This window comes from Gilliamella sp. B3892, assembly GCF_026536305.1.
Lineage (GTDB): Bacteria > Pseudomonadota > Gammaproteobacteria > Enterobacterales > Orbaceae > Gilliamella.
This window is the reverse complement of sequence record NZ_JAFNOK010000001.1, coordinates 182,325-208,396: the sequence shown is the minus strand read 5'-3', so window position 1 is coordinate 208,396 and position 26,072 is coordinate 182,325. Positions and strand designations below refer to the sequence as shown.

General features: G+C 35.5%; 27 protein-coding genes. 11 read left to right on the top strand and 16 right to left on the bottom strand.

The features are described from left to right. Nucleotides 1-133 precede the first annotated feature (133 nt). The 3 genes from argD to J3U74_RS00900 all read left to right on the top strand — a co-directional run bounded on the left by argD (nt 134) and on the right by J3U74_RS00900 (nt 3,023). Nucleotides 134-1,345 carry a bifunctional acetylornithine/succinyldiaminopimelate transaminase gene (gene argD / locus J3U74_RS00910; protein ID WP_267329949.1) on the top strand — a complete coding sequence of 404 codons (1,212 nt, stop codon included), beginning with the start codon at nt 134-136 and terminating at the stop codon, nt 1,343-1,345. A gap of 67 nt (nt 1,346-1,412) precedes the next feature. After that, a complete protein-coding gene (yihA, locus tag J3U74_RS00905) occupies nt 1,413-2,024 on the top strand; it encodes a ribosome biogenesis GTP-binding protein YihA/YsxC (RefSeq protein WP_065562307.1) in 612 nt (203 codons plus the stop codon). 12 nt (nt 2,025-2,036) lie between these two features. Beyond that, nucleotides 2,037-3,023, top strand: coding sequence for a serine/threonine protein kinase (locus J3U74_RS00900; RefSeq protein ID WP_267329948.1), 987 nt, complete (start codon nt 2,037-2,039; stop codon nt 3,021-3,023). Between the two features lie 89 nt (nt 3,024-3,112). Here the strand turns inward: J3U74_RS00900 and J3U74_RS00895 are convergent, their stop codons facing one another. From J3U74_RS00895 to J3U74_RS00850, 10 genes are all read right to left on the bottom strand, one after another. Then, nucleotides 3,113-3,409 carry a GIY-YIG nuclease family protein gene (locus tag J3U74_RS00895; protein ID WP_267329947.1) on the bottom strand — a complete coding sequence of 99 codons (297 nt, stop codon included), beginning with the start codon at nt 3,407-3,409 and terminating at the stop codon, nt 3,113-3,115. Between the two features lie 83 nt (nt 3,410-3,492). Further along, entirely contained in the window at nt 3,493-4,128 is a 636-nt protein-coding gene (locus J3U74_RS00890) for a histidine phosphatase family protein (RefSeq protein WP_267329946.1), read from the bottom strand. Nucleotides 4,129-4,142: 14 nt separating this feature from the next. Then, nucleotides 4,143-4,514, bottom strand: coding sequence for a hypothetical protein (locus J3U74_RS00885; RefSeq protein ID WP_267329945.1), 372 nt, complete (start codon nt 4,512-4,514; stop codon nt 4,143-4,145). Nucleotides 4,515-4,596: 82 nt separating this feature from the next. Continuing rightward, nucleotides 4,597-5,631, bottom strand: a complete 1,035-nt coding sequence (locus J3U74_RS00880) for a zinc-dependent dehydrogenase (protein ID WP_267329944.1) — start codon at nt 5,629-5,631, stop codon at nt 4,597-4,599. Next, a complete protein-coding gene (locus J3U74_RS00875) occupies nt 5,609-7,141 on the bottom strand; it encodes an FGGY-family carbohydrate kinase (protein ID WP_267329943.1) in 1,533 nt (510 codons plus the stop codon). The genes J3U74_RS00880 and J3U74_RS00875 overlap by 23 nt, the downstream gene beginning before the upstream one ends. A gap of 200 nt (nt 7,142-7,341) precedes the next feature. Continuing rightward, a complete protein-coding gene (locus tag J3U74_RS00870) occupies nt 7,342-8,688 on the bottom strand; it encodes a PTS galactitol transporter subunit IIC (protein WP_220217995.1) in 1,347 nt (448 codons plus the stop codon). Nucleotides 8,689-8,690: 2 nt separating this feature from the next. Next, a complete protein-coding gene (locus tag J3U74_RS00865) occupies nt 8,691-8,978 on the bottom strand; it encodes a PTS sugar transporter subunit IIB (RefSeq protein WP_220217996.1) in 288 nt (95 codons plus the stop codon). An 11-nt stretch (nt 8,979-8,989) separates the two neighbouring features. Beyond that, nucleotides 8,990-9,448, bottom strand: coding sequence for a PTS sugar transporter subunit IIA (locus J3U74_RS00860; RefSeq protein ID WP_267329942.1), 459 nt, complete (start codon nt 9,446-9,448; stop codon nt 8,990-8,992). A 22-nt stretch (nt 9,449-9,470) separates the two neighbouring features. Then, entirely contained in the window at nt 9,471-10,319 is an 849-nt protein-coding gene (locus J3U74_RS00855; RefSeq protein WP_220217998.1) for a class II aldolase, read from the bottom strand. Between the two features lie 9 nt (nt 10,320-10,328). Further along, nucleotides 10,329-11,063 (bottom strand): GntR family transcriptional regulator, encoded by a 735-nt coding sequence (locus J3U74_RS00850; RefSeq protein WP_220217999.1) that lies wholly within the window; start codon nt 11,061-11,063, stop codon nt 10,329-10,331. Nucleotides 11,064-11,592: 529 nt separating this feature from the next. On the opposite strand from J3U74_RS00850, the gene J3U74_RS00845 reads away from it, so the two are divergent. From J3U74_RS00845 to J3U74_RS00810, 8 genes are all read left to right on the top strand, one after another. Continuing rightward, nucleotides 11,593-12,297: a lipopolysaccharide core heptose(II) kinase RfaY gene (locus tag J3U74_RS00845; protein WP_220218000.1), complete on the top strand. Its 705-nt coding sequence runs from the start codon at nt 11,593-11,595 to the stop codon at nt 12,295-12,297. 190 nt (nt 12,298-12,487) lie between these two features. Next, nucleotides 12,488-13,072, top strand: coding sequence for a hypothetical protein (locus J3U74_RS00840; protein ID WP_267329941.1), 585 nt, complete (start codon nt 12,488-12,490; stop codon nt 13,070-13,072). Nucleotides 13,073-13,172: 100 nt separating this feature from the next. After that, a complete protein-coding gene (locus J3U74_RS00835; RefSeq protein WP_267337928.1) occupies nt 13,173-13,616 on the top strand; it encodes a hypothetical protein in 444 nt (147 codons plus the stop codon). 235 nt (nt 13,617-13,851) lie between these two features. Continuing rightward, nucleotides 13,852-14,295, top strand: a complete 444-nt coding sequence (locus J3U74_RS00830; protein ID WP_220218003.1) for a hypothetical protein — start codon at nt 13,852-13,854, stop codon at nt 14,293-14,295. A gap of 813 nt (nt 14,296-15,108) precedes the next feature. After that, entirely contained in the window at nt 15,109-16,404 is a 1,296-nt protein-coding gene (locus J3U74_RS00825; RefSeq protein WP_267329939.1) for a 2-hydroxycarboxylate transporter family protein, read from the top strand. A gap of 84 nt (nt 16,405-16,488) precedes the next feature. Then, nucleotides 16,489-17,646 carry an NAD(P)-dependent malic enzyme gene (locus tag J3U74_RS00820; protein ID WP_267329938.1) on the top strand — a complete coding sequence of 386 codons (1,158 nt, stop codon included), beginning with the start codon at nt 16,489-16,491 and terminating at the stop codon, nt 17,644-17,646. A 119-nt stretch (nt 17,647-17,765) separates the two neighbouring features. Continuing rightward, complete coding sequence (gene dcuS, locus J3U74_RS00815) at nt 17,766-19,409, top strand: DcuS/MalK family sensor histidine kinase (RefSeq protein ID WP_267329937.1); 1,644 nt, start codon at nt 17,766-17,768, stop codon at nt 19,407-19,409. Next, entirely contained in the window at nt 19,387-20,058 is a 672-nt protein-coding gene (locus tag J3U74_RS00810) for a response regulator (RefSeq protein ID WP_220218007.1), read from the top strand. Before dcuS ends, J3U74_RS00810 begins: the two co-directional genes overlap by 23 nt. A gap of 111 nt (nt 20,059-20,169) precedes the next feature. Here J3U74_RS00810 and yfbR read toward each other — a convergent pair whose 3' ends face one another. The 6 genes from yfbR to J3U74_RS00780 all read right to left on the bottom strand — a co-directional run bounded on the left by yfbR (nt 20,170) and on the right by J3U74_RS00780 (nt 26,071). Then, nucleotides 20,170-20,760 carry a 5'-deoxynucleotidase gene (yfbR, locus tag J3U74_RS00805; protein ID WP_220218008.1) on the bottom strand — a complete coding sequence of 197 codons (591 nt, stop codon included), beginning with the start codon at nt 20,758-20,760 and terminating at the stop codon, nt 20,170-20,172. 79 nt (nt 20,761-20,839) lie between these two features. Then, a complete protein-coding gene (gene lpxC / locus J3U74_RS00800) occupies nt 20,840-21,754 on the bottom strand; it encodes a UDP-3-O-acyl-N-acetylglucosamine deacetylase (protein ID WP_220218009.1) in 915 nt (304 codons plus the stop codon). A gap of 65 nt (nt 21,755-21,819) precedes the next feature. Then, entirely contained in the window at nt 21,820-22,947 is a 1,128-nt protein-coding gene (gene ftsZ, locus J3U74_RS00795) for a cell division protein FtsZ (RefSeq protein WP_370634068.1), read from the bottom strand. 92 nt (nt 22,948-23,039) lie between these two features. After that, on the bottom strand, nt 23,040-24,293 hold the full coding sequence (ftsA, locus tag J3U74_RS00790; RefSeq protein ID WP_220218011.1) for a cell division protein FtsA: 1,254 nt from the start codon (nt 24,291-24,293) through the stop codon (nt 23,040-23,042). A 21-nt stretch (nt 24,294-24,314) separates the two neighbouring features. Further along, complete coding sequence (locus J3U74_RS00785; protein WP_220218012.1) at nt 24,315-25,148, bottom strand: FtsQ-type POTRA domain-containing protein; 834 nt, start codon at nt 25,146-25,148, stop codon at nt 24,315-24,317. Between the two features lie 14 nt (nt 25,149-25,162). Then, nucleotides 25,163-26,071 (bottom strand): D-alanine--D-alanine ligase, encoded by a 909-nt coding sequence (locus tag J3U74_RS00780; protein ID WP_267329936.1) that lies wholly within the window; start codon nt 26,069-26,071, stop codon nt 25,163-25,165. Nucleotide 26,072 lies beyond the last annotated feature (1 nt).

The window sequence follows — 26,072 nt, the reverse complement described above, 5'->3', positions numbered from 1 at the left end:
ATCTCAATTTATACCGAATCGTTACATAAATGAATTTTAATTCAAAATAAATGAATAAATATTTACTTTACACCCTTATAAAAAGGCATAAAATAGAATAAAAAGGCTTAAAACAGAATATAAGGACTGAATAATGCAATCCAATGTGACTCGAGAATTATTTGATAAAGTGATATTACCCGTTTATGCTCCTGCTCAATTTATTCCGGTAAAAGGAAGTGGTAGTCGTGTTTGGGATCAAAATGGCGAAGAGTATATTGATTTTGCCGGTGGCATTGCAGTTAACGCTTTGGGGCACTGTCATCCACGATTGATCAAAGCTCTACAACAACAAAGTGAAAAGTTATGGCATGTTAGCAATGTGTTTACTAATGAACCGGCTTTAAGTTTAGCCAAAAAGCTTATCGATAATACCTTTGCTGATCGTGTTTTTTTTGCTAACTCAGGTGCCGAAGCCAATGAAGCAGCTTTCAAATTGGCTCGTTATTATGCCACGCAAAAATACAGTCCTTATAAAACCAAAATCATCGCTTTCAATCAGTCTTTTCATGGGCGAACTTTTTTTACTGTTTCAGTCGGTGGGCAGGCTAAATATTCCGACGGTTTTGGACCCAAACCGGCAGATATTATCCATGTACCTTTTAATGATCTTGATGCAGTTAAAGCGGTTATGGATGATCATACTTGTGCAGTTGTACTGGAACCGGTACAAGGTGAAGGAGGTTTAAGTTCAGCAACAACTGAATTTTTAACCGGCGTTCGAGCGTTATGCGATGAATATAAAGCGCTACTGGTATTTGATGAAGTGCAGTGCGGAATGGGACGAACCGGCAGCTTGTATACCTATCAACAATATGGCGTTATACCCGATATCTTAACTTCAGCAAAAGCATTAGGTGGCGGTTTTCCGATAAGTGCGATGTTAACAACCGAAGATATTGCATCAGTTATGCATCCGGGTGTACATGGCACCACTTATGGCGGAAATCCTTTAGCTTGCGCTGTAGGCTGTGAAGCGTTTGATATTATCAACTCACCAGAAGTACTTGCAGGTGTAGAAAAGCGTCGAGCAATATTTATTGAGCATCTTGAAAATATAAATCAACAATTTAACGTATTTAGGGAGTATCGTGGCAAAGGTCTATTATTAGGTGCTTACTTACAACCTGAATATCACAGTAAAGCCCGCGACTTTTTAAATGCCGCAGCTGAATGTAAAGTAATGATTTTAAATGCTGGCCCGGATGTATTGCGTTTTACACCGTCTTTAATTATAAGTGAAAACGAAATTCAAGCCGGAATGGAACGCTTGTCAAAAGCAGTCGAAAAAGTTGTCAATTCCTAAGTTTTTCTATACAGTAACGGCATTTTAAGTGATTAAGTGCCGTTAATGCACTTAAAGGACATTTTTTATGACCGACATTCGACCATTAAACTATGCTAAAACGCATTTTATTTTAAGTGCACCCGATATTTCACATTTACCAATTGATAGTGGCGTTGAAGTTGCCTTTGCCGGCAGATCTAATGCCGGTAAATCAAGTGCACTTAACACATTAACCAATCAAAAATCTTTAGCAAGAACCAGTAAAACACCGGGACGAACGCAACTTATTAACCTATTTGAAGTGGAAGAAAATTGTCGTTTAGTCGATTTACCGGGCTATGGTTATGCACAAGTTCCGGAAGCGATTAAACGCAAATGGCAAAAATCATTAGGCGAATATCTGCAAAAACGAGAAAGCTTAAAAGGCTTAATTGTATTAATGGATGTTCGGCATCCGCTTAAAGATCTCGACCAACAAATGATTGAGTGGGCTGTATCAGTTGATATTCCTGTTATGCTACTGTTAACTAAAGCCGATAAACTCGCTTCAGGCGCATTAAAAAAACAGGTTAACATGGTTAAAGAAGCTATCTTACCTTTTCAAGGTGATATTACTGTTGCACCGTTTTCATCGCCAAAACGTATCGGCTTAGAGCCTTTGAAACAGAAATTAGACCAATGGTTCAGCCAGCAATAAAGGAACGTTAAAATGGATAGTTCAGCCTTTTCATTTCAATCATTATCACCCGACGTTATTTTTGCTAGTTTGGCAACCGTTGGTATTCGGGTTGATTCGGGGCTGACTGCTTTAAATAGTTATGAAAATCGTGTCTATCAATTTTCTGATGAGGATCGCATACGATATGTCGCCAAATACTATCGCCCCTATCGTTGGAATCAGGCACAAATTCTTGAAGAGCATCAATTTACTAAGCAACTATCAGAAGCTGATATTCCTGTCGCTGCGCCATTAACCTTTAATGGTCAAACTTTGCATGAATATGAAGGCTACCTATTTGCTCTGTTCCCAAGTGTGGGTGGACGGCAATATGAAAGTGATAATATCGAGCAAATGGAATCGGTAGCCACTTTGCTGGGACGTATTCATCAAATTGGTGCAAAACAACCTTTTATTTATCGCCCTACAATTGGACTGGAAGCATATCTTTATCAGCCTAAAGAAGTTTTGTTAACCTCTAATTTGATCCCTATGAAAATCCATGACGAACTCAAGACCCGTTTAACCCACTTAATACAGATTGTTGAGCAGCATTGGCATACCGATTGGAAACCAATTCGCCTGCATGCTGATTGCCATGCCGGTAATATATTATGGCGTGATAGTGCCATGTTTGTCGATTTTGATGATGCACGTAATGGACCAGCGATTCAAGATATTTGGATGTTACTCAATGGCGATCGAAAAGCGCAACAATTGCAACTTGATAGCATTCTTGAATGCTATCAAGAGTTTTATCATTTTGATATAAACCAACTGAGTTTAATTGAACCACTTAGAGCAATGAGAATGGTGCACTACCTAGCTTGGATAGTTCAGCGTTGGCAAGACAGAGCTTTTCCAATCGCATTTCCTTGGATACGCGATGCTGATTTTTGGTATCAGCAATTAGCTGAATTTAATCGGCAAAGTCAAGCCATTAAAGCGCCACCGCTACAATTGATGTCAATGTTTTAAATTGAGCAGTATCAAGAATCAATCACGCCAAATAACCTCTATTGCAAATCAGGACAATAATATCATTCAATATTCTGCAATTGAGCAAATCATCGATTGATCAAGGTTAATAAATTCACTAAGTCGGGAGCGTTTGCCACCAGTTGCTCTTTTTTCTGTTTAGAAAGCTGTTTTATACGATACTCAAGTTTCAATGCGGTTGATCTGTCACCGACACTGATTTGATAAACAACGGTTAAACTATGATGCCCTTTAAGGTGTTTAGCACCTTTACCATTTTGATGCTGGCGTAAACGCCTGGCGACATCAGTTGTGATACCGGTATATAAAGAGTGTTTAGCCGTTCTGATAATATACAAAAACCAAATAGCAGAATGATTACCCATAACCAACTTTAAAACGCAGATGTAATTTAGATGGATATAATACGCTGTTTAACCAATTTAATCAGTAAAGTCCCGTTCAATTATTAGAGATGATTGGTTTGATTAATCGATGTCAACGTAAAATAACCACACGAGTCAATATCATCTTGTTTATAATTAATAATGCTAATGCTGGTATTTGCTAAAATTTCTGTATTTTGTAAATGTTCTTGCCAATTTCCACCCGTAAGAACATAAATCAGTTGTCTTAACAATGAACCATGCGAAACAATTAAAATATTTCCATGATGATTTTCAGTTATGATATCGTCAATTGCCTGTATGGAACGCATAAATACACTTCTAAAATCTTCTCCTTGATTGTCAGCTATTGAATATTTTTGGGCATCAGTTTGTAAATAGATAAAGTTTGGATCAGCATAATAATCGGGCACAAATTTACCCTCCCATTGACCAAAATCAATCTCTTTTAATCCTTCATGCAAATTTAAGGAAATATCTCGGTTATTAATAATAAGCTTTGCAGTATCAACAGCCCTCTTTTGTGGGCTTACGTAAGCGTTAACAAAATTCACCTTGTCTACTGCTTTAGCAGTTAATTTTGCTTGATTAATACCATTTAAAGTGAGTTGAGAATCTGATGATCCTTGAAATAACTGTAATTGATTCCATTTTGTTTCACCATGGCGGACAAAATAAAGATTGATGTTTTTAAACATAAAGTTGTTACCTTTCAATTTTTTGAAGTAGAGAAATATTTTTTAAGGCTGATTGATTTGATGACATAAATAAATAGTGAAAAATAGATCAAAAAATAAATCATATTGTTACCTGTACCGATTTGCTGTGAAGATAAATAGATAATCTCTACCGTTGTGGTAATTAAGCAAAGAAAAAAGTAAAAAGTGAGATAAATTGGCGTGTTCTGATTTTTTTTGATAATCAAATAAATCAACAGCGCAATACAGCACAGTATGACCAAGTAAAGCAGTGTTGAAAAAACATCTAATTGAGAATGAGCAAAATTCGAATATAAACCATAACTGATAGAATAAAAGTTAATCAACAACACAACTAAAATAAGAATAATCGATACTTTTTTCATCTGTTCTACCTTATTAATACTAAATTTTGCTCATCTCATCATTGCCAATGATTGTGCTGTTTTAAACAAAGTAATTGGCTTGTTATAGTTCAGTTTTTATGACAACTTTTAATACTGATTGTTTAGGATCAGTCGATAAGTCAATCGCTTCGCTTAATTTATCTAAAGGAAAAACGTGCGTTATCATTTCTTGAGTGTTGAGTTTTTTCTTCTCAAGCAGATCTAACGCTTCCGGGAACTCATAAGGAGTCACCGAATAAGTGCCGATAATACTAATTTCATCCTTAAAGAAACGGCTGGCATCAATATTCACCATTTTATTTTTATCAAACCCGGAAAAGACAATGATTTTCCCCGCCCTTCTTACCAGATTAATTGCATCAGACACTAATGATGAAACCCCGGCAGCAATAACAACGACATCAACACCTTGCCCATGGGTAATTTTATTCACTTCTTCAAAAATATTTTTCTCTGCAATATTAATTGCATAATCACATCCTACTTTTAGTGCTGTTTGTAATTTAAATTCAGACATATCACTAATAATGACTTTATTTGCGCCTTTAATTTTGGCTAACTGCGCATGTAAGATGCCGATTGTTCCGGCGCCCATAATAAGTACACTATCATTAGTTCTAATATCTGCTTGCTTAAGACCATGCAAACAACAAGCAATAGGTTCAATTAAGGTAGCTTCTTCATCTGTAACACTATCGGAAACCTTATGGGTCAAATGCTTTAAATGTAATTCGGGAATACGAATAAATTGGGCAAAACCACCGGGATCGATATTATTTGTTCTAAATTGCTCACAAATTGTGTAATGTCCTTTATTACAATAGTGGCAAGTAAAACAAGGAACATGTATTGCGGTGATAACTCTATCGCCCAGCTCAAAACGATCAACGTTTTGGCCTTTTTTAACAATCTCACCGACTACTTCATGTCCTAGCACGGTAGGCTTATTAACACTATCGCCCCTAATTTTTTGAGTATCGGTACCACACAAACCACAGGCGAGCATTTTTATCAATACTTCATTATCAGAAATATCAGGAATCGGAAGATCCTCTGTTCTTAAATCGTTTTGTTTATAACATACTGACGCTTTCATCTTTATTGTCCTTTTTACTTTGAAATTCTAAACGGTTTTTTAAATCAAAAAATGGCTGGTAATAGTGTTTAAAAACGGAATTGTAATAGTGATTTATTTGCAAATTAGGGATATACCGAACCATATAGTTATCACTCTGCTTATCTGAATGTTTATCAATATAGTGATTTTGATATCCGGCTAACATGACTGCACCTTTGCAAACCGCTTCTTTGATATTACACGATATGATTTCTCGACCAAGAATGTCGGCTTTTAACTGCAACCACAGTGGATTTTTTGCCGCCGCACCGATTACCTTTATTATGGGGTGATAGCTTGCAGTTAATTGCTCAATAGTGGTCAAGGTATTTTTTAATTCAAAACACAATCCTTGAAAAACAGCCAATAATATATTTGATAAAGTGCTGTTTTCATCAAACCCATACCAAAGCCCTTTGGCATCAATGTTACGCTTAGGTGGTCCACTTCCCCGCAAATGCGGAATAAAGATTGATAGGTTTGCTTTGAGGTAAGGTAAATCGGTCAGTTTGCCAAGCAATGAATCGATTAATTGATTAAATTCATCATCACTCACCGAAAAAGATCGTTTAAACCACTCAATGCTATATCCCGCTGACGGAAGCGAAGCATAAAGCGTATATAAATCATCAATAACATATTGCCCATTTGATAGATGACTATCTAAAAAACCGTTGTCAAAATTGGCTTGATTACGTAATAACAGTAATCCTTCAGTGGTGCCGGTTGAGTTTAGAATTTCACCCGGTTTAAGTTCGGCTGCGATCGAACCACACATATGGTCATGACCACCAATTGAAACCATGATTGACTGACTACAATTGAGTTTTTGGGCCAACGCTGGTTTAAGTTTCGCAATATTTTTGCCGGATTGAACAAGATCGCAAAATAGACGATTGAGCGCAAAAGCTGACGCAATTTTTTGTGACCAACAATGATTTTTCAGATCATAAACCAGCGTTCTTGACGCAAGTGAAGGCTCTGCTCTTTTTACATCAGTCAATTTATAAGCCATATATTCGGCAATACATAACCATTTAACTTTATCGATATCCAAATCAATGTTTTTTCGAATCCATAAGATTTTAGTTAAACTATAGTTACTATGCACAGGAATACCGGTAATTGCATAAAGCTCATCATCGGTGAATTTTTGATTAATTTCTGCTACATTTTTCTTAGTTCTGGTGTCATACCAAGTAATTGCCGGGCCTACCACCTCACCTTTTTCATTAATCAGTACACCTGATTCACCTACGCTTGCAATAACGATATTTTTGACATTTTGCGCTTGAGAAGATGAACCAATAAGCGTAATGATAGCCTTTTCAAGCTGGTTATATAACGATGTAATATCAAAGTCCGATCCATATTCTGAAATCACTTTAGGGGTTTGAAAAGCAACGCTATCAACCAGTTTTAGTGAAGGCAATTCAAAAACACATAATTTACAATTTGTTGTCCCGATATCGATCCCAATCGAGTACATATTAACCTCCTTACTTACCCTTGCGCTCGATAGTTTTCAAGCAAATTGAGTGTACACCCACTATAAAATAACAAATTAATCATATAGTTAAATTTATTCATCTTGAAAAAAAGTGTAGCTGTCTCCATTCCGATAAGTTGCCTTATCAAATTCATTACCTTAATTAAAAGTGTTATTTATAGTGGGTATACGTTATTTTTTTAGGCCAGATCCCATGTTTTTTTAGTGTGGCGATACAATAAAAGACAAGTGATGAAAATTATTGGAATTAACGCTAAAGCGATATAATTTCCTTCAAATACTTTCACTGCCCAAAAACGGTAGGGATTACCACCATCTAATAAGCTTGAAAATTCACCGTCGGTTTTTACCGGGAAATTAATACTTTTTGCAATGTTGGTAATTATCGGCGCCACTGCTGAAGCAACATAAAGATTCACAATTAAGCAAGGTATGCCGATAATAAATGATCTCACAATATTGCCACGACAAGCCAATACCACCATGGAAATAGGTACCCAAATATTGGTTAAATCGCCAAGTGGTAATAACCTATTACCGGGTAATATGATTGATAAAATCAATCCAACGGGAATAAGTAAAAGTGCAGTAGAAAGCACCGATGGATGCCCAACAGCAACAGCAATATCTAAACCAATGTATAAATTTTTTCGGTTAGGAAATTTTTTATTTAAAAATTGCTTCACTGCATCGGATAATGGTAACAATCCTTCCATGAGTAATTTAACCATTCTTGGCATAATTAACATGACAGCACCAAGATTAATCGCTAAGTTTAAAATCCCTTTAACATCATAACCCGCCGCTATACCAATTGCGCCACCTATGACAAATCCAATCATCATCGGTTCGCCAAAGATACCAAATCTTTTTTGTATCGTTTGAGGATCGGCATGCAATTTTTGTAATCCCGGTATTTTATCTAAGATAAGATTACCTAACACACCAATAGGAAAGAAGATAACAGATGATAGTGTCGGAAGTGATATACCGGGTAACTCAAAATACTTTTGAATCATAGGCGCACACCAGTCAGCCAAAACAAAAGTTATCACGGCAGTAACCCCTGCTATAATCAATCCATAGACAAAGCTGCCAGTACTGCTATAAACCAGCGCACCAACAAAGGTAAAATGCCAGAAATTCCATAAATCAATATCGACAGTTTTAGTCCAATTAACGGTTAACATCACAATATTGATAATAATGGTCATTGGAATTACAAAAGGGGCAATCGGTGAAGCCCAAGCAATTGCTGCTAACGGTGGCCACCCAAGATCAATGACGGGTAAATCAATTCCGGCATGTTCAACTAAATCAGTTGTTGCACTGCCAAGACTGGTTCCTAACAAGTCAAAAATAACAAAGATACCAACAAAGCCCATTCCAATGGTTAATGATGAACGAATTGCCCGCCCTATTTTTACCCCTAAACACAGTGCCATTATAAAGATGACAACAGGTAACATGACGGTCGGCCCGAAGCCCAAAATATATTGGACAACTTCAAGTAACTTATCAGCCATAATCAATCTCCTTGCAAGATCCTAACGATTTCGGCTAAGACTTCTTCTTCACCTATAGTGGTAATTAAAGGTACGCCATTGATAATTGGTGTTTTCTCTAATTGATAAGACACTTTAGAAGTCACGATAATTAAATCAGCCATACCGTCTTGAGATTGTACAGTTGCGACATCAGACTGAATGTTTTCAACCTCAATACCATGCTCGGCACAATAATTTTTAACTTTCTCAGTTGCAATAGTTGAAGTTGCAATACCACTGGTACAGGCAAAAATGATTCTTTTTTTCATAATAAAGCTCCTTATTTCAAAATATCTTTTAAGATTTTTTTGATTTCAAATTTGTTATTACTTTCAACTATTTTTTGCAAAATCTGATCATTGCTGAACGATGATGCTAATTTCATTAAAAAAGTTAAGTGGGTATCGGATTGTTTTAACAGTAAACCAAATACGATATTGACGGAGAGGTCTTCATCAGTTTCGGCATTTTTAAAAATAATGCCTTGTTTACTGGTCACAACAAACATGCCATCTTTTTTTACAAACTCACTGTCAACATGAGGCATCGCAACATTAAGGGTTTTTAATTTAAATCCGGTTGGATGTTCATTTTCTCGTTCAATAACTTTTTGTAAGTATTGTTCTGTAACATAATGATTTGCTAATAATTCATGGCTAATGGCTTCAAACATTGCTTCTCGGCTTTCAAAGCTTTTGTTTAAAAAAATAATATTGTCATCCAATTGTTCTAATTGCATATTTACCACCTATGACGTTAGTTTAACGATGAATGTTTAATAAATTCATAGATAGTATTTTGTTGTAAACAACTTGCTTCACATCGCCTTTTGCTTTTAACAATACTTTAATAAGATTATATTCATTATTATTAGCGACATATTGTTTACCAATTGAACTGATATAAGCTCTACGCAAATCACCACCGACATTGAGTTTAACAACATTATATTGGCTAATTTTTTGCAAAGTTTGATCATCAATTCCTGAACCACCATGGATGACCAATGATACGGGGGAAATGTCGGATAGTTTGCCAAGTAAATCAAAGTCTATTTTGGGCTGTTGTTCAAAACCGTGCACATTACCAACTGATACAGCCAAAGTTGCACAGCCAGTTCGTTTAACAAATTCTTGAACTTGGTTAGGATCGGTTTTGCGATCGGCTTCATTAACTTCATCGTCCTCTTTACCGGTGATGGCGCCTAACTCTGCTTCTACCGGAATATTGTATCCACCACAAAAATCGACCACTTTTTTTGTCAATTGAATATTTTCTTCAAAAGGTAAATGAGAGCCGTCAATCATAATTGAGGTAAAACCAGCCTCAACCGCTTGCTTAACATCTTCAAAAGTTTTGCCATGATCCAAATGCAGACAAAATGGTGTCTTCATGGTACTAGCTCGATTACGAACCATATCGACAATATATTTATAACCCGATAATACGATGTTTGTCGGTGCAATCTGCACCATGCTTGGTATGTTGCTCTCTTCAATTGCATCTAATATGGCTAAAGTTGTTTCCAAATTTGTTGTATTAAATGCGCCAGCTAATGTTTTTTGTTTTTTAGCTTCACCTAATAAAGTATACCCATTGACTAATGCCATAACTAACTCCTACTTTCGTCTAAGTGTTGTCCCCAAGTAGTTTACGTTTGATTTTAGCCATACATTACCAAACTCGATTGGTAGACCATTATCAAGGTAAACTAATTGTTCTAAATGAAGAACGGGGGAGATATCACTAATATTTAATATATCTGCCCGCTCCTTACCTACCACTCGGGCTGAATAACGGCAGTCCGAATGATCTATTTTTTTATGGGTAATGCGTTCAATTTGGTTAAATAAACTATGTTTAGTAAAATCGACCTGCTCTATTTCAGGACATAAAGCTAAATTGATTCGGTTTTCAATAAACATGATTTTTTCACCATTGACGCTTCTTACCCTTTCCATATAAAAAATATTTGCGTTAAGCGGAACTTGTAATTTTCCACTAATATATTCGTTTGCTTTCTCTACTCTTTTGGTGATAACCTCGGTGGTGAACTTGACGTGCTGCATTTCTAACGATTCGGCAAATGACTGTAGTCCATAACCTAATTGATAAGAGATGTTTTCAGCTTTTACATACGTTCCTTTACCTTGAATCTGTTCCAGCACAGATTCATTAATCAGTAACTCTACCGCTTTTCGAACTGTGCCTCGACTAACAGAAAGTAGGCTCATGATCTCGTTTTCCGACGGGATTCTGTCGCCCGCTTTTAAATCATTACGATAAATCTGATTTCTTATCCACTCTTTGACTTGTACATAAAGAGGTGTGCTAGAAAATTTGTTGATACTCATTGGTTACCCCAAATATTAGTTAAGTTAAATATACATCCATAGACAACTATGTACAACTATGGACAACTGGTTTTTAAACAAAATGTGAGTTTAATCACATTTTAATATTTATCAATAAAATTTAGATAATTGACTGTATTTAGTTCTGATATAACTTAAAGATAATAAGATGCTAAATAACAATAAGGAATTGTTGAAGAAATAAAATTATTTTGCAAATAAAAAAGTCATATTTCAAAGCGCTATTTAGCGATAAGTTTATTTTTATTCGATAGCCAGGCTAAATTACTTGGCAGATTAAAGATAGATTTAACATTATTAATAGTAAACACACGGAGGCATAAATAAAAACGGCATCCAACAAATGGGTTACTTACCTTTAACAATTTTTAAGCTAATTACATTTGAGCTAGCTAGTAACCGATATCTTTTCGTATGCATCGCCCGTTAATATCGACTGTTTCATTTACTTTAAGCTTGATAGTGTTTAAGATAAACTCATTTTTGATGTATCTTAGGACTTTAAAACTTGAATAACTTTGCAAACATTATTGAAATCGAGCGCGGCAATATGAAGTTCGCTTACGTACAAAATGATGAGATAAATTATTTGGAACTTTTTGACCAATTTTTGTCCGAAGAAGGACATCATGAGCTACTCGATCCAAGTGATAAAATTGAGAGATATACTTATCTAATTAATCACAATCAATCTAAATTTATTTTCAAAATAGATGGCGGTGTTGAGCATCGTTTAGAACGTCGACTTATTGCTAAAATCACTGGTGATTTTTATTTTAATCTAATTCGTAAGCTGGCTAAAATTTCGTTGGATAAATGCGATATCGCTTATGAACTCTATTTAGTCGCTTTTGATAAAACCACCAATCGCCACTATATGATCTTTAATTTTATAGAAGGACGTTCATTAACATGGGATGAAATGCGTGAATATGGAGAGCAAGTTAAAGCATGTATTGAAAAACTGCATAGTTATAATCTTGTTTCAAACGATGTTCATGGTGGTAACTTTATTTTAACTCCAGAGGGTAAAATCAAAGCAATCGACTTAACTAACTCCGGTTTTATTTGGTTAACTAAAGCCAATGATGCAATCGAATTGCGTGAGCGTTTTGGCATTAAAATTAACGTTCCTTTCCTGGCTATGGCAATTAAAAAATTTACTCACGGATTTAAACGGTTATCACGTAAAATTCGCGGTAAAGAAGATTAATAAATCAAATGAGAGAAAAACAAACTTCTCTCATTTTTCTTTAAAAAATTATAACTAATTCACTATAATAAATAGAATTTTTTTGATAGTTTCTAGTGCTAAAAAATATCTAAATCCTTCTGTTTTAAATACTGGTAAATACTTTTATAACCGTTTAGAATTAAACTAATCAAGCAAAGAAGGATGAGTTATGAGAAAGTTAATTGGTTTTACTGTTTTAGTTGCGTTGCTAACTGGTTGTTCTTCTCAGAAAATGCTGTCAATCTATCAAATAGAAGGTGTAGAAATTACTCAAAACACGTCTGGTGTGGATATCATAAATAAATACAGTACTTCACAACCTATTACGGTCCTTCATTCTTCTTTATCACTCTGTATTGCGCAAGAACTTGATAATAGCCCAGTGGTTTTGAACCGTGAAAACTATCTCAGTTCAGCATGGTGGCCATATTATAATATGCCTACTCAACAAGCAATTACGATAAATGGTGGCGATACTATCAAATTAGTTGAAGGTAATAATGTTGTTGCTAACGCTGTTACCAATTATCAATCACAATCCAAATACTTTGTTAGTTATACATTAACCGCTACTCGCAATGCCAAAAATATCCGTTACCTATTTAGCAATATCAAACAAGCTCAACAATATACTGGTTCTATTGGCAATGAAGGGTTTGAAAATGTAAAAACCTTAGAAAGAGCCCACCCAGATTTAGTTATTGATGCACTCAATAAAGAAGTCGATAAAATTCAAGCTTGTTTATTACATTAATACTGCATCCTCAAAAAAAGTTACAGTTGAGGAACGGTTTTTTTTAGTCTAAAATCTATACACAATTCTTATCAAGACTTTTTAAAAAGTAAAACTCATTATGAAAAAAATTCTTTTTTTATTATTGGTTCCATTTTATGGCTTTGCACAAAATGACATAAATGACTTTTGGAAAAATGATCTTTGGCAAATTAATAAAGTAGTAAATCATGAATTGGATTTATTTGAGTTATCCAATCCCCCCGCTGAAAGATTACAGATACGTTCAGATGGAACGAAATTTATTTACGGTAACTCTTTAACTTTTAATACTAATGGTACTTTCATATCAAAATACTCTGCTGATTGCGGTAACGATTGTTTTAACCGTTCGGAAGGTACTTTTGAAAAAATTGATGAAACACATCTTCGATTACAAATCAATTTATTCGCGCGTTCTGGCTGGTGTGAAGGCGTAGAAGATAGAACACTTCGAGATTTAGGAACTTTTGAAATTAAACCAACTAAAAATGGCTATCAATTAGTTAAATTAAAGGATGAATGAAGACTAGCTATAAAATAATAAGCTAAGAAGCTAATAAGCAAGTAATATCCTTCTTTTCAGTATATTAATTAAACTAACTCCTTAATTTATTATTCCCTAAATTATTATTTATCTATTAGATAAATAATACAAAAATAGTTGATTCATTGATGTATAAAAAGTTGAGGAACGGTTTTTTTTAGTCTAAAATCTATACACAATTCTTATCAAGACTTATTAAAAAGTAAAACTCATCATGAAAAAAATTCTTTTTTTATTATTGCTTCCATTTTATAGCTTTGCACAAAATGACATAAATGACTTTTGGAAAAATGATCTTTGGCAAATTAATAAAGTAGTAAATCATGAATTGGATTTATTTGAGTTATCCAATCCCCCCGCTGAAAGATTACATATAAGTTCGGATGGAACGAAATTTATTTACGGTAACTCTTTAACTTTTAATACTAATGGTACTTTCTTATCAAAATACTCTGCTAGGTGTGGTAACGATTGTTTTACCGGTTCGGAAGGTACTTTTGAAAAAATTGATGAAACACATCTTCGATTACAGATCAATTTATTCCAGCGTTCTGGCGACTGTGAAGGCGTAGAAGATAAAACAGTTCGAGATTTAGGAACCTTTGAAATTAAACCAACTGAAAATGGCTTTCAATTAATTAAAATAAGGGATGAATAAAAAACTTGTCATTCAGTTATAAGTTAACAAGCAAGCAAATATCTTTTTTTTTACATTAATTGAACTAAACTTTTAACTATTTTTACATCTTTCCTTATTACTCATTATCTGCAGGACAAAAAAGCAAAACTGTCGGACATTTGATTTAAAATTTTGCGGTGCATGGTTTTTAAATGATAAATAGGCAAAATTAGGCATCAATCCATTTTTTAATTAAAATGCTTATAACACTCTTTCTTTTCTATTACATTAGTCATTACTAATTTCTTCCATTTTAAAGATAGCTAAAACTTAAAAGTCTCGATAAATCAATCATAAAATTAATAAGACACTTAATTTAATTACTAAACTAATTATACTAACTTTCTTATTTTTATAATTTCTTTCTGCATTGCTTTACTGCATGCTATAAAAATCGTTTCAGTATAAATTATGGACTAATATGCGCTCTCGTTTCTGATGTTTATCTTTTTTTAAGAAATTGGATAATCTTCCCCATTACCATGTAATAAAATTAATCGAACACCTATGCCACTCTTATGATAAAACAAGTTGGCACTGTCAATATAAATATAGCTTATTGCTCTTTTCCTTTTGCATCTAATAATCAGGCTAATTAAATATTTTTTTGATTTAATTCAAATTTTATACACTTATTAAACCCACTTTAATGACTGTTACTGCTGCTAATTATTTAAACTAACTTACATTAATTACAAAACTAGTTAGTTAACTTTCTTAATCTTCTGATTTCTTGTTCCTTAACTATACTAGATTTGTACTATAAAAAACTATCTTACAAGAGGTTTAGCTATGAGCATGATGCAACAGTTAAAAGAAAACAAAATCTACATCGGATCATTACCCCTACCTATTTTTATCGTTTGTTCAATTATCGTTATCATCGCCGCACAATTAGATATGCTACCAAGAACATTAATTGGTGGTTTCGCGGTGATTTTACCACTCGGTTGGTGCCTAGGTACCTTAGGACAAAATATTCCTTTTTTCAAAAAATTTGGTGCACCTGCAATATTATCGTTAATTGTGCCCTCTTTATTAGTCTATTATGGCGTATTTGATGACAATACCTTAGCAGCAACTAAAATGCTAATGAAGGAATCTAATTTTCTGTTGTTTTATATTGCAAGTTTAGTTTGTGGCAGTATTCTTGGCATGCATCGCGTTATTTTGATACAAGGTTTTATTCGCATGATGATCCCAATGTTGCTCGGCATGTGCTTGGCAGCATTAGTTGGGGTGTCAGTCGCAGTAGCGTTTGGCGATACGTGGGAACATGCTTTTTTCTATACGGTATCACCGGTTATGGCTGGTGGAATTGGTGAAGGTGTATTACAACTTTCTAATGCCTATAGTAATATTTTAAACCAAGATTATGATTCATTTGTCAGTGCATTAATACCAGCAACTGTTGTGGGTAACTTTTTTGCTATCACCTTCACCGCTATTATCAGCCGAATTGGTGAAGTTAAACCTCATTTGAGTGGTCAAGGTCAATTGGTCAAAATCGAATTTGACGGGCTAGCTGATGCCCTAAAAGAAGACAAAACACCATTGGATGCTCGGGCAATGAGTGGGGCTGTTATGATTTTAGCTACACTAATTATTTTTGGTATGATTTTAGAAAAAATCACTCACTTTCCGGGACCAGTGTTAATGATTATTGCAACGGCTGTGGTGAAATATTTTCGCTTATTACCACAAAGCGTTGAGCGCGGTAGCCAGCAATGGTACAAATTTATCTCAGGCAACTTTACCTTTCCATTAATGGCGGGATTAGGCTTGTTATATATTGATCTAGCAAGTGTAGTTAAAGTACTAACCATCCCATATTTTATTACCATTATCTCGGTTGTATTTACCGTTTCTATGACTGGTTTTGTCTGTAGCTTCTTCTTAAAAATGCATCCGGTTGAAGCCTCTATTATTTCGTCTTGCCAAAGCGGCATGGGCGGAACAGGTGATGTAGCAATACTTTCAACCGCAAATCGAATGAACTTAATGCCTTTTGCACAGGTTGCAACAAGGTTAGGTGGAGCGTTAATGGTGATTTGTACTACTGCGCTATTAAGATACCTACATATGTAATAGCAAAATTTAACAATGTAGATTAAATGTAAAATATTCTAAGTTTGATTAGGATTTATTAAGTGTAATTAGAAGGGAAGAATCATGACAACAGTTCAAGAAAAAGCGTTAGCAATTAGTAAACAAATGCACGGGAAGTTTGAAGTTCACTCAAAAGTACCGGTTAATTCAATGTCAGATCTTAGTGTCGCTTACACCCCAGGCGTTGCAGCGGTGTGTACCGAAATTGCTAAAAATCCCGAATCTGTGTATGAATATACCAGCAAACGTAATTTAGTTGCTGTAATTACTGACGGCTCAGCGGTATTAGGATTGGGTAATATTGGGCCTGAAGCAGCAATTCCGGTTATGGAAGGAAAAGCAATATTATTTAAACAGTTTGCCAATGTTGATGCAATCCCATTATCGCTTAATACTCAAGACCCAGATGAACTTGTAAGCCATATTGCGGCGCTGGCCCCGTCCTTTGGCGGCATCAATCTTGAAGATATTAGTGCGCCACGTTGTTTTGAAATAGAAAAAAGATTGCAGGAAATTCTAGATATCCCTGTTTTTCATGATGATCAACATGGCACTGCAATTGTAGTTTTAGCGGCATTATATAATGCACTTAAAGTTGCAGGGAAAACAATTGAATCAGCAAAAATTGTGATAAATGGTGGTGGCGCAGCCGGTTTAGCAATAGCTGATATGCTTTTGGCGGCAGGCGTTACCGATTTAAAAATTGTCGATAAAATCGGTATTTTATCGGAGGATGATGCATCGTTACCGCCACACCATTTGGCTATGGCTCGTCGAACCAACCATTCAAAACAAAAAGGCACTTTACAAGATGCCATTAAAGGTGCCGATGTGTTTATTGGTGTCTCTGCGCCGGGTGTATTAAAACCGGAATGGGTATCAACTATGGCAGAAAAATCGATAGTTTTTGCCATGGCTAATCCAACACCAGAAATATTCCCTGAGGAAGCCAAAGCAGCAGGCGCTTTTGTGGTGGGCACCGGAAGGAGCGATTATCCAAATCAAATCAATAATGTGTTAGCTTTCCCGGGTATTTTCAGAGGAGCTTTAGATGCCAGAGCAAAAAACATCACTTTAGCTATGCAACTAGCAGCTGCTAAAGGGTTGGCCAATATTGTTACTCAAGACAAATTATCCGAAAACTGCATATTACCTAACGCATTTGAACCTAACGTTGCCAAAGTGGTTGCCGAAAGTGTTAGAAACGCAGCGGTAGACTAATCATTACCGACCTTAATTGAACTTGAAAAAAACCTACTGATAAAAACAAATTATTAGTAGGTTTTCTTATCAATCTGTTTATATTAGTATGCATAAGGATTTCGTCTTGAGTTTGTAATATGAACTACTTTTTTAATCGGTTATCGCTTAAAGTCAAATTAATCAGTTTAATTTGTTTGGTTTTTATATTATCAGTTATTGCACAGAATATTTATATTATTCATGTTGTTAACGATGAATACTTAAACCTTTCTCGCCAGCGCACCGAAAATATAGCCACTATCATCTCTACATCAGATAGCATTATTGAAAATTTACAAAATCCGACGGCCAATAATCTTGAATTTATTCAGAACTATACCGAGCAAGCCAGAACATTTGCTCAAGTAGATTATATCGTTATTTTTAATATGCAAGGCATACGATATTCTCATCCAAATAAAGATAAAATTGGTCAACTTATTGTTGGCGGGGACGAGCAAAGAGCGTTACAAGGCGAGTCTTATACATCGATAGCCAAAGGTACGTTAGGTGATGCGATACGTGCATTTAGCCCTATTTATAATAAGCAACAACAACAAATTGGAGCGGTTTTAGTTGGGCAAACACTGCAAAAAATTAATCATTTAGTAGCCAGAACAAGTCAGCCTATATGGCTGTCACTTATTGCATCATTAGCCATTGCGATTTTATTAGCCTCATTATTATCCCGTAACATAAAAAAGATATTGTATGGACTTGAACCGTTAGAAATGGCTCAACTTTTTGAAGAAAGAGATGCAATTATTAGAACGGTCAAAGAAGGAATTGTTGTGATTAACCGAGAAGGTTGTATCACTCAAATAAATAATGAGGCAAGAAGAATATTACGTATTGAAGGTAAAAAAGAAAATATTATTGGTCAACAAATTGCTGATGTGATCCCTAATACCCGTTTATACGAAGTTATGATGACCGGCATAGCCGAATATGATTGTGAACAAAATATTAATGGGGTTGTAATTTTAACTAATCGTACTCCTTTATTTGTTAACGATTCGTTAGTTGGGGCAATTGCCTCATTCAGAGATATGACAGAAGTTCGATCACTGGCAGAAAACCTTACCGGCGTCAATCGTTATGCTGATGCTTTACGTTCACAGTCGCATGAATTTAATAACAAATTACATGTAATTTACGGATTGGCATTTAACAATAATAAACAGGAACTTATCGATTATCTTGAAGAGATAATTGGTAACAAACAAGCTGAATCGAATATCATCAGCCAAGCAATTAAAGATCCGATCGTGGCAGGTTTTCTTAATAGTAAATTTAGTCGAGCACGTGAATTAGGTGTGTCATTATCTTTTAATGTGAGTGGGATCTTAGCACCGATTCCCGATTCTCAAGTTACCCATAGTCTGGTGACTATTTTTGGTAACCTTATCGATAATGGCTTAGATGCAGTCCAATTTTTAGATAATAAACAGATTCAAGTAAATTTATCGATTAATGAAGAAGCGTTTATCTTTGAAGTCAATGATAATGGAGAAGGCATTAGCGAAAAAGATATGCAGCATATCTTCAAAAAAGGTTTTTCAACCAAAGGAGACAATCGAGGGATTGGTCTCTACTTAGTTGTAGCTAGTATTGATGAGCTTAATGGTCATATTCAATTATGTGATCAAATTAATAAAAAAGGAACGTGTTTTAAAGTATCATTACCACTTAAACAGCTTTATAGAGGAAAAAACTGTCATGGTAGACGTACTGATTGTTGAAGATGACCCAATGGTGGCAGAATTAAATAAAAAGTATTTGCATATGGTACCGGGTTTTAATTTAGTTGCTAATGTGGTTAATGGTGAACAAGCTTTACATTTTATTCATGATAATCATGTTGACTTAATCTTGCTTGATGTATTTATGCCCAAATTAAACGGGCTTGAGCTATTACAACATATTCGTATTAGTTACCCTAAAATTGATATTATTATGGTAACAGCCGCTTGTAATACCAATGATATTCAAGCAGCTTTACGTCTGGGCGTGATTGATTATATCGTAAAACCATTCACATTTGGCAGGCTCAGAACAGCACTTATTTCTTATCAAGAACGGATACGGTTATTGTCCTCAAGCAAAATATTAAATCAAGATCAGTTAGATGATCGCATTTTTGCCAAACCCGTTAGCCAAAATAAAAGTCTACCCAAAGGGATTGATAGACAGACATTGAAAAAAGTGCGGGAAGTAATCATCGAATATAATAAAGAATTTTCAATGAGCGATATTGTCGAATTAATCCCATTATCTCGTATATCATTGAAAAAATATCTCGATTATTTGGAAGATCTTGGCGAACTGGAAAGCCATTTAACTTACTTATCAATAGGTCGACCAGTTAAATGTTATATTTATCAAAAATAAAGTATTTATGTTGTCAATTTGCCTATGAACGAATTCAATGATAATAATCAGTGATTCAATCAATGACAATTGAATTAACTCGTGGGTAAAATCGCTTATTTAATAGCATATTTATTCCATGCTTATTTCGTCTAATGACAGGCTAAAACTAGGTACAAATACTTCCAAAAAGTAGTCCATTTCCGGGCTATTTCGTTCTGATAATGTTTTTTTCAATCTTTGTTCGGCTAATCGAAATTCATTGTTACCAGCGCTAAGCTCTTCTATAGTCTTTAAATAAGCACATAAGGCATCAGCTTGCTTGACAATACTTTTCTCTGACTCGTCATAATAATCATCATCAATCAACGTTCTAAAGTCGTCTTGTAACTCTTGTGGCAACATATCGATAAGTTTATGTTGTGCAATTTTTTCAATCTTTTTATATTCAGTTGTGATTTGCGGATTGTAATATTTAGTGGGTGTCGGTAAATCACCGGTTAACACCTCTGATGCATCATGATACATAGCAAGCAATGCTATGCGCTCAGGATTGACTTTGCCATTAAATCGTTTATTTTTGATAATTGCTAATGCGTGTGCCACAAAAGCGACTTGAAGGCTATGCTCAGAAACATTTTCAGTACGGACATTTCGCATTAATGGCCAACGGCTAATCAATTTTAATCGTGAAAGATGAGCAAAAAAATGGCTATTATTCATAATAATTATCTCATGCGGTTAAAAATAAAAAACGCCCCCAAATGGAAGCGTTTATATTGTTATCAACGTTATATTTGATTTAGGCTAAAACAAGTTGTTGTGTACCTAATGCTAATGGAACAGGCTGATCTTCTGTAAAAGTAACATATTCCCAAGCTTCTTGTTTTGCTAATAACGCCTGTAATAACTGATTATTCAAAGCATGACCAGATTTATAACAAACCACTTCACCGATCATGTTATGACCACTCATGTATAAATCACCAATAGTATCAAGCATTTTATGACGTACAAACTCGTCTTCAAAACGTAAACCGTCTTCATTTAAAACTTTATAGTCATCAACTACAATCGCACAATCTAAGCTACCACCAAGGCATAAGCCTTTTGATTGCAATGCTTCGATATCACGCATAAAACCGAATGTTCTTGCGCGACTAATTTGGCGAATAAAAGATTCAGATGAAAAATCCAATTGATAACGTTGTGAACTGCTATCGATAGCAGGATGATGAAAATCAATGGTAAAATCTAATCTAAATCCACTATATGGTCTAACTTCTGCCCATTTGTCGCCGTTCTCAACTCGTACAGTTTGTTTAACTCGTAAGAATTTTTTCAGTGCATTTTGTTCAGTAATGCCTGCATCTAACAACAAATAAACAAAAGGGCTTGCGCTACCATCCATAATTGGAATTTCTGGCGCATCAACTTCGATAATAATATTATCAATACCAAGTCCAGCTAATGCCGAATTGATATGCTCAACAGTAGAAATACGCACATTATCTTCGTTAACTAAACAAGTACAAAGCATAGTATCACGTACTGATTTAGCATCAACCGGAAAATCGACATACGGATTTAAATCTGTACGACGATAGATAACGCCTGTATTTTCTGGTGCAGGACGTAATGTCAAAGTAACTTTTTTACCGGTATGTAAACCTACACCAGTTGCTTGAATCGTCTTTTTTAAGGTTCTTTGTTTCACTTTGCACCTACTCTTTTATTTGTTTCTATTGATATTTGACAATAAAAAACCAAATAAGTTCAATACTAATTAGCCTGCTTACGGATGAAAGCAGGGATATCTAAAATTTTGTGTTCTTCAAGAGGAGAAACAGCGGGTTCATTAACTACTTTCGCTAATTTTTCTTCTTGTTGCCCAAGTGTATTACTTTGGGTAAATAATGAGTTATGAGCCATTGGCTTAGAGATTTTTGCTTCCGGACGTTTATCCATGCCAATACCTGTAGCAACAACAGTAACACGAATCTCATCAGACATGTCAGGGTCAAAAGTTGTACCCACAACCACAGTTGCATTATCAGATGCAAACGCTCTCACTGTACTACCAACGGTTTCGAACTCTTCTAAACCTAAATCTAAGCCAGCGGTGACATTGACTAAAACACCACGTGCACCAGATAAATCAATATCTTCAAGTAACGGGCTTGAAATAGCCATTTCTGCTGCTTCTTCGGCACGGTTATCACCGCTTGCACGACCAGATCCCATCATAGCATAACCCATTTCAGACATCACTGTTCTTACGTCAGCAAAGTCAACATTGATATGACCAGGTTTAGTAATAAGCTCGGCAATCCCTTGTACAGCACCTTTTAATACGCCGTTAGCGGCAGCAAAAGCATCAAGTAGTTTAACACCACGACCTAATACTTTTAATAATTTATCATTTGGAATCGTAATTAATGAGTCAACATGTTTTGCTAATTCAGCGATACCTTGTTCAGCAAAAGCCATACGCTTTTTACCTTCAAAACCAAAAGGTTTAGTAACGACTGCAACAGTTAAAATACCGAGTTCTTTAGCAATTTCAGCGACAACTGGAGCTGCACCGGTTCCGGTACCACCGCCCATACCTGCTGCAATAAAAACCATATCGGCACCTTCAATCGCATTACGAATGACTTCACGATCTTCTTCTGCAGAGTTTCGACCAACTTCCGGATTAGCACCTGCACCAAGCCCTTTAGTAACATTAGTACCAATTTGGATAGTTTGACCTACCTTTATTCTTTTCAATGCTTGTGCATCAGTATTTGCCGCAAAAAACTCAACACCCTCAATATGCTCAGCAATCATATGCTCGACAGCATTACCGCCGCCACCACCGACACCAATAACTTTAATGACTGCTGCTGGTTCATCATCTGCAACCATAGGCTCAAACATAACTTATCTCCAAATTTACGATCTAATAACATTGTACAGATAACGGTCTACAATGTCCACGAAGTTCTTAAATATATTAGCTAAAATTCTTTTTTAAACCAACCGGTCAATCGTTTAGCTATCCCTTTTAATGATGATTTATGACTATCTTTAGCATCATCACTTAATAAACTTTGTTTTCCGTAATGCAATAACCCAACTGTTGTTGAACAATAAGGCTTTTGTACATAATCGGTTAAACCAGATATATTTAATGGTTGCCCAATACGAACTTGATTTTGAAAAACTTTCTCAGCACACTCAACCATTCCTTTAATTTGTGCTGCTCCACCGGTTAAAACAATCCCTGCTGCCAATTGATATTTAACATTTTGTTTTTTCAGTTCATCTTGCAAAACAAGTAACTCTTTTTGCACAAGTGAAAGCAACTCAGAATAACGAGGCTCAATCACATCTGCTAATGTTTGTCTTTGTAATGAACGTGAAGGTCGTCCACCAACACTTGGCACATCGATAACTTCATCTTTGCCGACTAATGAACCAACAGCACAACCATAACGAATCTTGATATTTTCCGCATCCATTGGTGGTGCACCAAATGCGTAAGCGATATCACTCGTAACAACATTGCCAGCGTAAGGAATAACCACCGAATGGCGTAATGCGCCACCAGTATAGACAGTAACATCCATTGTACCGCCGCCAATATCAATAACACATACACCTAGCTCTTTTTCATCGTCGGTCAATACAGCATAACTCGATGCCAGACCAGAAAATATGAGCTGATCAACTTTTAGTCCACAACGCTCAACCGCTTTAACAATGTTTCTTGCCATATCATTATGACAGGTGATCAAGTGAACTTTTGCTTTCATCCGCACGCCTGAAAGACCAATTGGATTTTTAATTCCTTCTTGCAGGTCAATTGAATACTCTTGGGCTATTACATGTAATATCCGATGTTCATCAAGAATTCTGACCGATTTAGCAGTATGCACGACATTGTCGACATCTTCAGCCGTCACTTCTTCGTCAGCAATTGGCACCATGCCAATTTCGTTTTGGCAACGAATATGTTTACCCGATAGGCTTAAATAAACAGAAGATATTTGACAATCAGCCATAAGCTCGGCTTGGTCAATTGCACGTTGAATTGACTTGACCACAGATTCAAGATCGTTTACACCACCTTTATCCACACCTTTTGATGGGCAATGACCTACGCCGATAATATTGACAATACCATCAGGAAGAACTTCACCAACAAGGGCAAGAACTTTGGATGTACCAACTTCTAGTCCGACAACCAATTTTTTTTCTGTTGCTTTCATACTTCAGCCTTTATTTATTCCTTACTGCGCTAGTTTTTCTCTTTGCACTGATATACCATTTTCATAACGTAAATCAGCCACCGTGATTTTTTCGTCTACCGGTATTCTAGATTGAATTTCAGGGAATAATTTAATAAATCGGTTATAACGTTCTTCAATATGTTCGCTTCCTAGCATTAATTTAATATCCTGATTTTCTAAACATAAACCGGCTATACATTGTTTTACCATCAGTTGCCATGCATTACGTTCATCTGATATTGCAGCAGTGATTTGTAATGCTAACTGATTATTAGCTAATTTCTTAGAAAGATTTTCTAAACTATAATATGTTTCAAGCATTGACTTAGCCTTACCTTCAGGCCCATAAATCCTTGGTAATGGCAATTCACCTATTCTATCTAGTGGCACACTAAACACATTGCCACTTTTATCTAATAAAAATAAGTCATTCCAATAAAAAGCAGGTTTGTACTCTTCGATGTAAACAACTAATCTATCTGGCCATTGTTTACGAACACTTACTTGTTTTACCCATGGAAATCGCATGACTTCTTGCTGGATATCATCAACATCTTGCCCAATATAGGTATTGGGTAATCCTAATCCTAAAATTGCCTCTCTTAAATCATCTTCGGTTGTATAAGTATGTTCACCACTTAGTGTTAACTGGGACAAAACCATTTGTTCAGGGTCGTCCATCCAATTTTTAAAACTATGTACGACCCAAGTACTGATAAATATAATCATAATAAAGAACAAAAAACCTATCAACTGTTCTGTATTACGAAAAACAAGCAACCGCCGTCTATTTCTACTTTCTCGTCGATGCGCTGCTTGTCTGACTTGTTTCATAAAGATTTAGCCAATTATATTGTTGCCAAATTTAGAATACGATTAACAAGCTCACTGAAAGACCAACCGTGCTGTTTTGCAGCCATTGGTACCAGACTGTGATCTGTCATACCCGGAGCAGTATTGACCTCAAGTAAATAAGGTTTTTCGTTTTGATCGAACATAATATCTACTCGACCCCAGCCCCGACAGCCTACAGCTTTATAGGCTTCAAGTGCTAATTGGCGTATTTCACGCTCTTTATCTTCAGTTAAACCACTTGGGCAAAAATATTGGGTTGAGTCAGATAAATACTTTGCATCATAATCATAAAAATTTGTAGCAGGCTTAATGTAAATAGAAGGTAAAACTTCTTCACCAACTATTGCTACAGTAAATTCCGGACCGGCTAGAAATGATTCAACCATGACAACATCATCGTATTGAAAAGCAACCTCGATGGCAGCTTTTAATTCAGATACTTCATTTACACGAGTCATGCCAACGCTTGACCCTTCATGACTTGGTTTTACAAATAGCGGTAAATTAAGTTGTTTAACAATAGCATTGACATCTATAGATTGAGACTTGTCTACCATGACATAATCAGCTACTGGCAAGCCTAACGCTTTCCAGACTAATTTTGTTTTTAATTTATCCATTGTAAGCGCTGAAGATAAAACATCGCTTCCAGTATAAGGTATTTTTTGATAAGTTAAAATGGCTTGTGCAATTCCATCTTCTCCACCACGACCATGTAAAATAATAAAGGCTTTAGTATATCCTTCATCTTTTAAACTAGTTATAGGGTGATCTTTAGTATCAATAAGATGTGCATCAATACCATTTGCTAATAATCCTGCTAATACAGCCTTACCCGATTTGAGCGATACTTCTCGCTCAGCAGAGGTTCCACCATACAATACAGCAACTTTATCAACCATT

What these genes read in the sequence shown, in the direction of transcription:
- yfbR (WP_220218008.1), bottom strand. Translation starts at nt 20,760, where the DNA reads ATGAATAATAGCCATTTTTTTGCTCATCTTTCACGATTAAAATTGATT.
- yihA (WP_065562307.1), top strand. Translation starts at nt 1,413, where the DNA reads ATGACCGACATTCGACCATTAAACTATGCTAAAACGCATTTTATTTTA.
- J3U74_RS00870 (WP_220217995.1), bottom strand. Translation starts at nt 8,688, where the DNA reads ATGGCTGATAAGTTACTTGAAGTTGTCCAATATATTTTGGGCTTCGGG.
- J3U74_RS00785 (WP_220218012.1), bottom strand. Translation starts at nt 25,148, where the DNA reads ATGAAACAAGTCAGACAAGCAGCGCATCGACGAGAAAGTAGAAATAGA.
- J3U74_RS00835 (WP_267337928.1), top strand. Translation starts at nt 13,173, where the DNA reads ATGAAAAAAATTCTTTTTTTATTATTGGTTCCATTTTATGGCTTTGCA.
- argD (WP_267329949.1), top strand. Translation starts at nt 134, where the DNA reads ATGCAATCCAATGTGACTCGAGAATTATTTGATAAAGTGATATTACCC.
- J3U74_RS00880 (WP_267329944.1), bottom strand. Translation starts at nt 5,631, where the DNA reads ATGAAAGCGTCAGTATGTTATAAACAAAACGATTTAAGAACAGAGGAT.
- ftsA (WP_220218011.1), bottom strand. Translation starts at nt 24,293, where the DNA reads ATGAAAGCAACAGAAAAAAAATTGGTTGTCGGACTAGAAGTTGGTACA.
- ftsZ (WP_370634068.1), bottom strand. Translation starts at nt 22,947, where the DNA reads ATGGTTGCAGATGATGAACCAGCAGCAGTCATTAAAGTTATTGGTGTC.
- J3U74_RS00875 (WP_267329943.1), bottom strand. Translation starts at nt 7,141, where the DNA reads ATGTACTCGATTGGGATCGATATCGGGACAACAAATTGTAAATTATGT.
- J3U74_RS00900 (WP_267329948.1), top strand. Translation starts at nt 2,037, where the DNA reads ATGGATAGTTCAGCCTTTTCATTTCAATCATTATCACCCGACGTTATT.
- J3U74_RS00855 (WP_220217998.1), bottom strand. Translation starts at nt 10,319, where the DNA reads ATGGCATTAGTCAATGGGTATACTTTATTAGGTGAAGCTAAAAAACAA.
- J3U74_RS00850 (WP_220217999.1), bottom strand. Translation starts at nt 11,063, where the DNA reads ATGAGTATCAACAAATTTTCTAGCACACCTCTTTATGTACAAGTCAAA.
- J3U74_RS00825 (WP_267329939.1), top strand. Translation starts at nt 15,109, where the DNA reads ATGAGCATGATGCAACAGTTAAAAGAAAACAAAATCTACATCGGATCA.
- J3U74_RS00820 (WP_267329938.1), top strand. Translation starts at nt 16,489, where the DNA reads ATGACAACAGTTCAAGAAAAAGCGTTAGCAATTAGTAAACAAATGCAC.
- J3U74_RS00810 (WP_220218007.1), top strand. Translation starts at nt 19,387, where the DNA reads ATGGTAGACGTACTGATTGTTGAAGATGACCCAATGGTGGCAGAATTA.
- J3U74_RS00840 (WP_267329941.1), top strand. Translation starts at nt 12,488, where the DNA reads ATGAGAAAGTTAATTGGTTTTACTGTTTTAGTTGCGTTGCTAACTGGT.
- J3U74_RS00860 (WP_267329942.1), bottom strand. Translation starts at nt 9,448, where the DNA reads ATGCAATTAGAACAATTGGATGACAATATTATTTTTTTAAACAAAAGC.
- J3U74_RS00890 (WP_267329946.1), bottom strand. Translation starts at nt 4,128, where the DNA reads ATGTTTAAAAACATCAATCTTTATTTTGTCCGCCATGGTGAAACAAAA.
- J3U74_RS00865 (WP_220217996.1), bottom strand. Translation starts at nt 8,978, where the DNA reads ATGAAAAAAAGAATCATTTTTGCCTGTACCAGTGGTATTGCAACTTCA.
- J3U74_RS00885 (WP_267329945.1), bottom strand. Translation starts at nt 4,514, where the DNA reads ATGAAAAAAGTATCGATTATTCTTATTTTAGTTGTGTTGTTGATTAAC.
- J3U74_RS00780 (WP_267329936.1), bottom strand. Translation starts at nt 26,071, where the DNA reads ATGGTTGATAAAGTTGCTGTATTGTATGGTGGAACCTCTGCTGAGCGA.
- J3U74_RS00830 (WP_220218003.1), top strand. Translation starts at nt 13,852, where the DNA reads ATGAAAAAAATTCTTTTTTTATTATTGCTTCCATTTTATAGCTTTGCA.
- dcuS (WP_267329937.1), top strand. Translation starts at nt 17,766, where the DNA reads ATGAACTACTTTTTTAATCGGTTATCGCTTAAAGTCAAATTAATCAGT.
- J3U74_RS00895 (WP_267329947.1), bottom strand. Translation starts at nt 3,409, where the DNA reads ATGGGTAATCATTCTGCTATTTGGTTTTTGTATATTATCAGAACGGCT.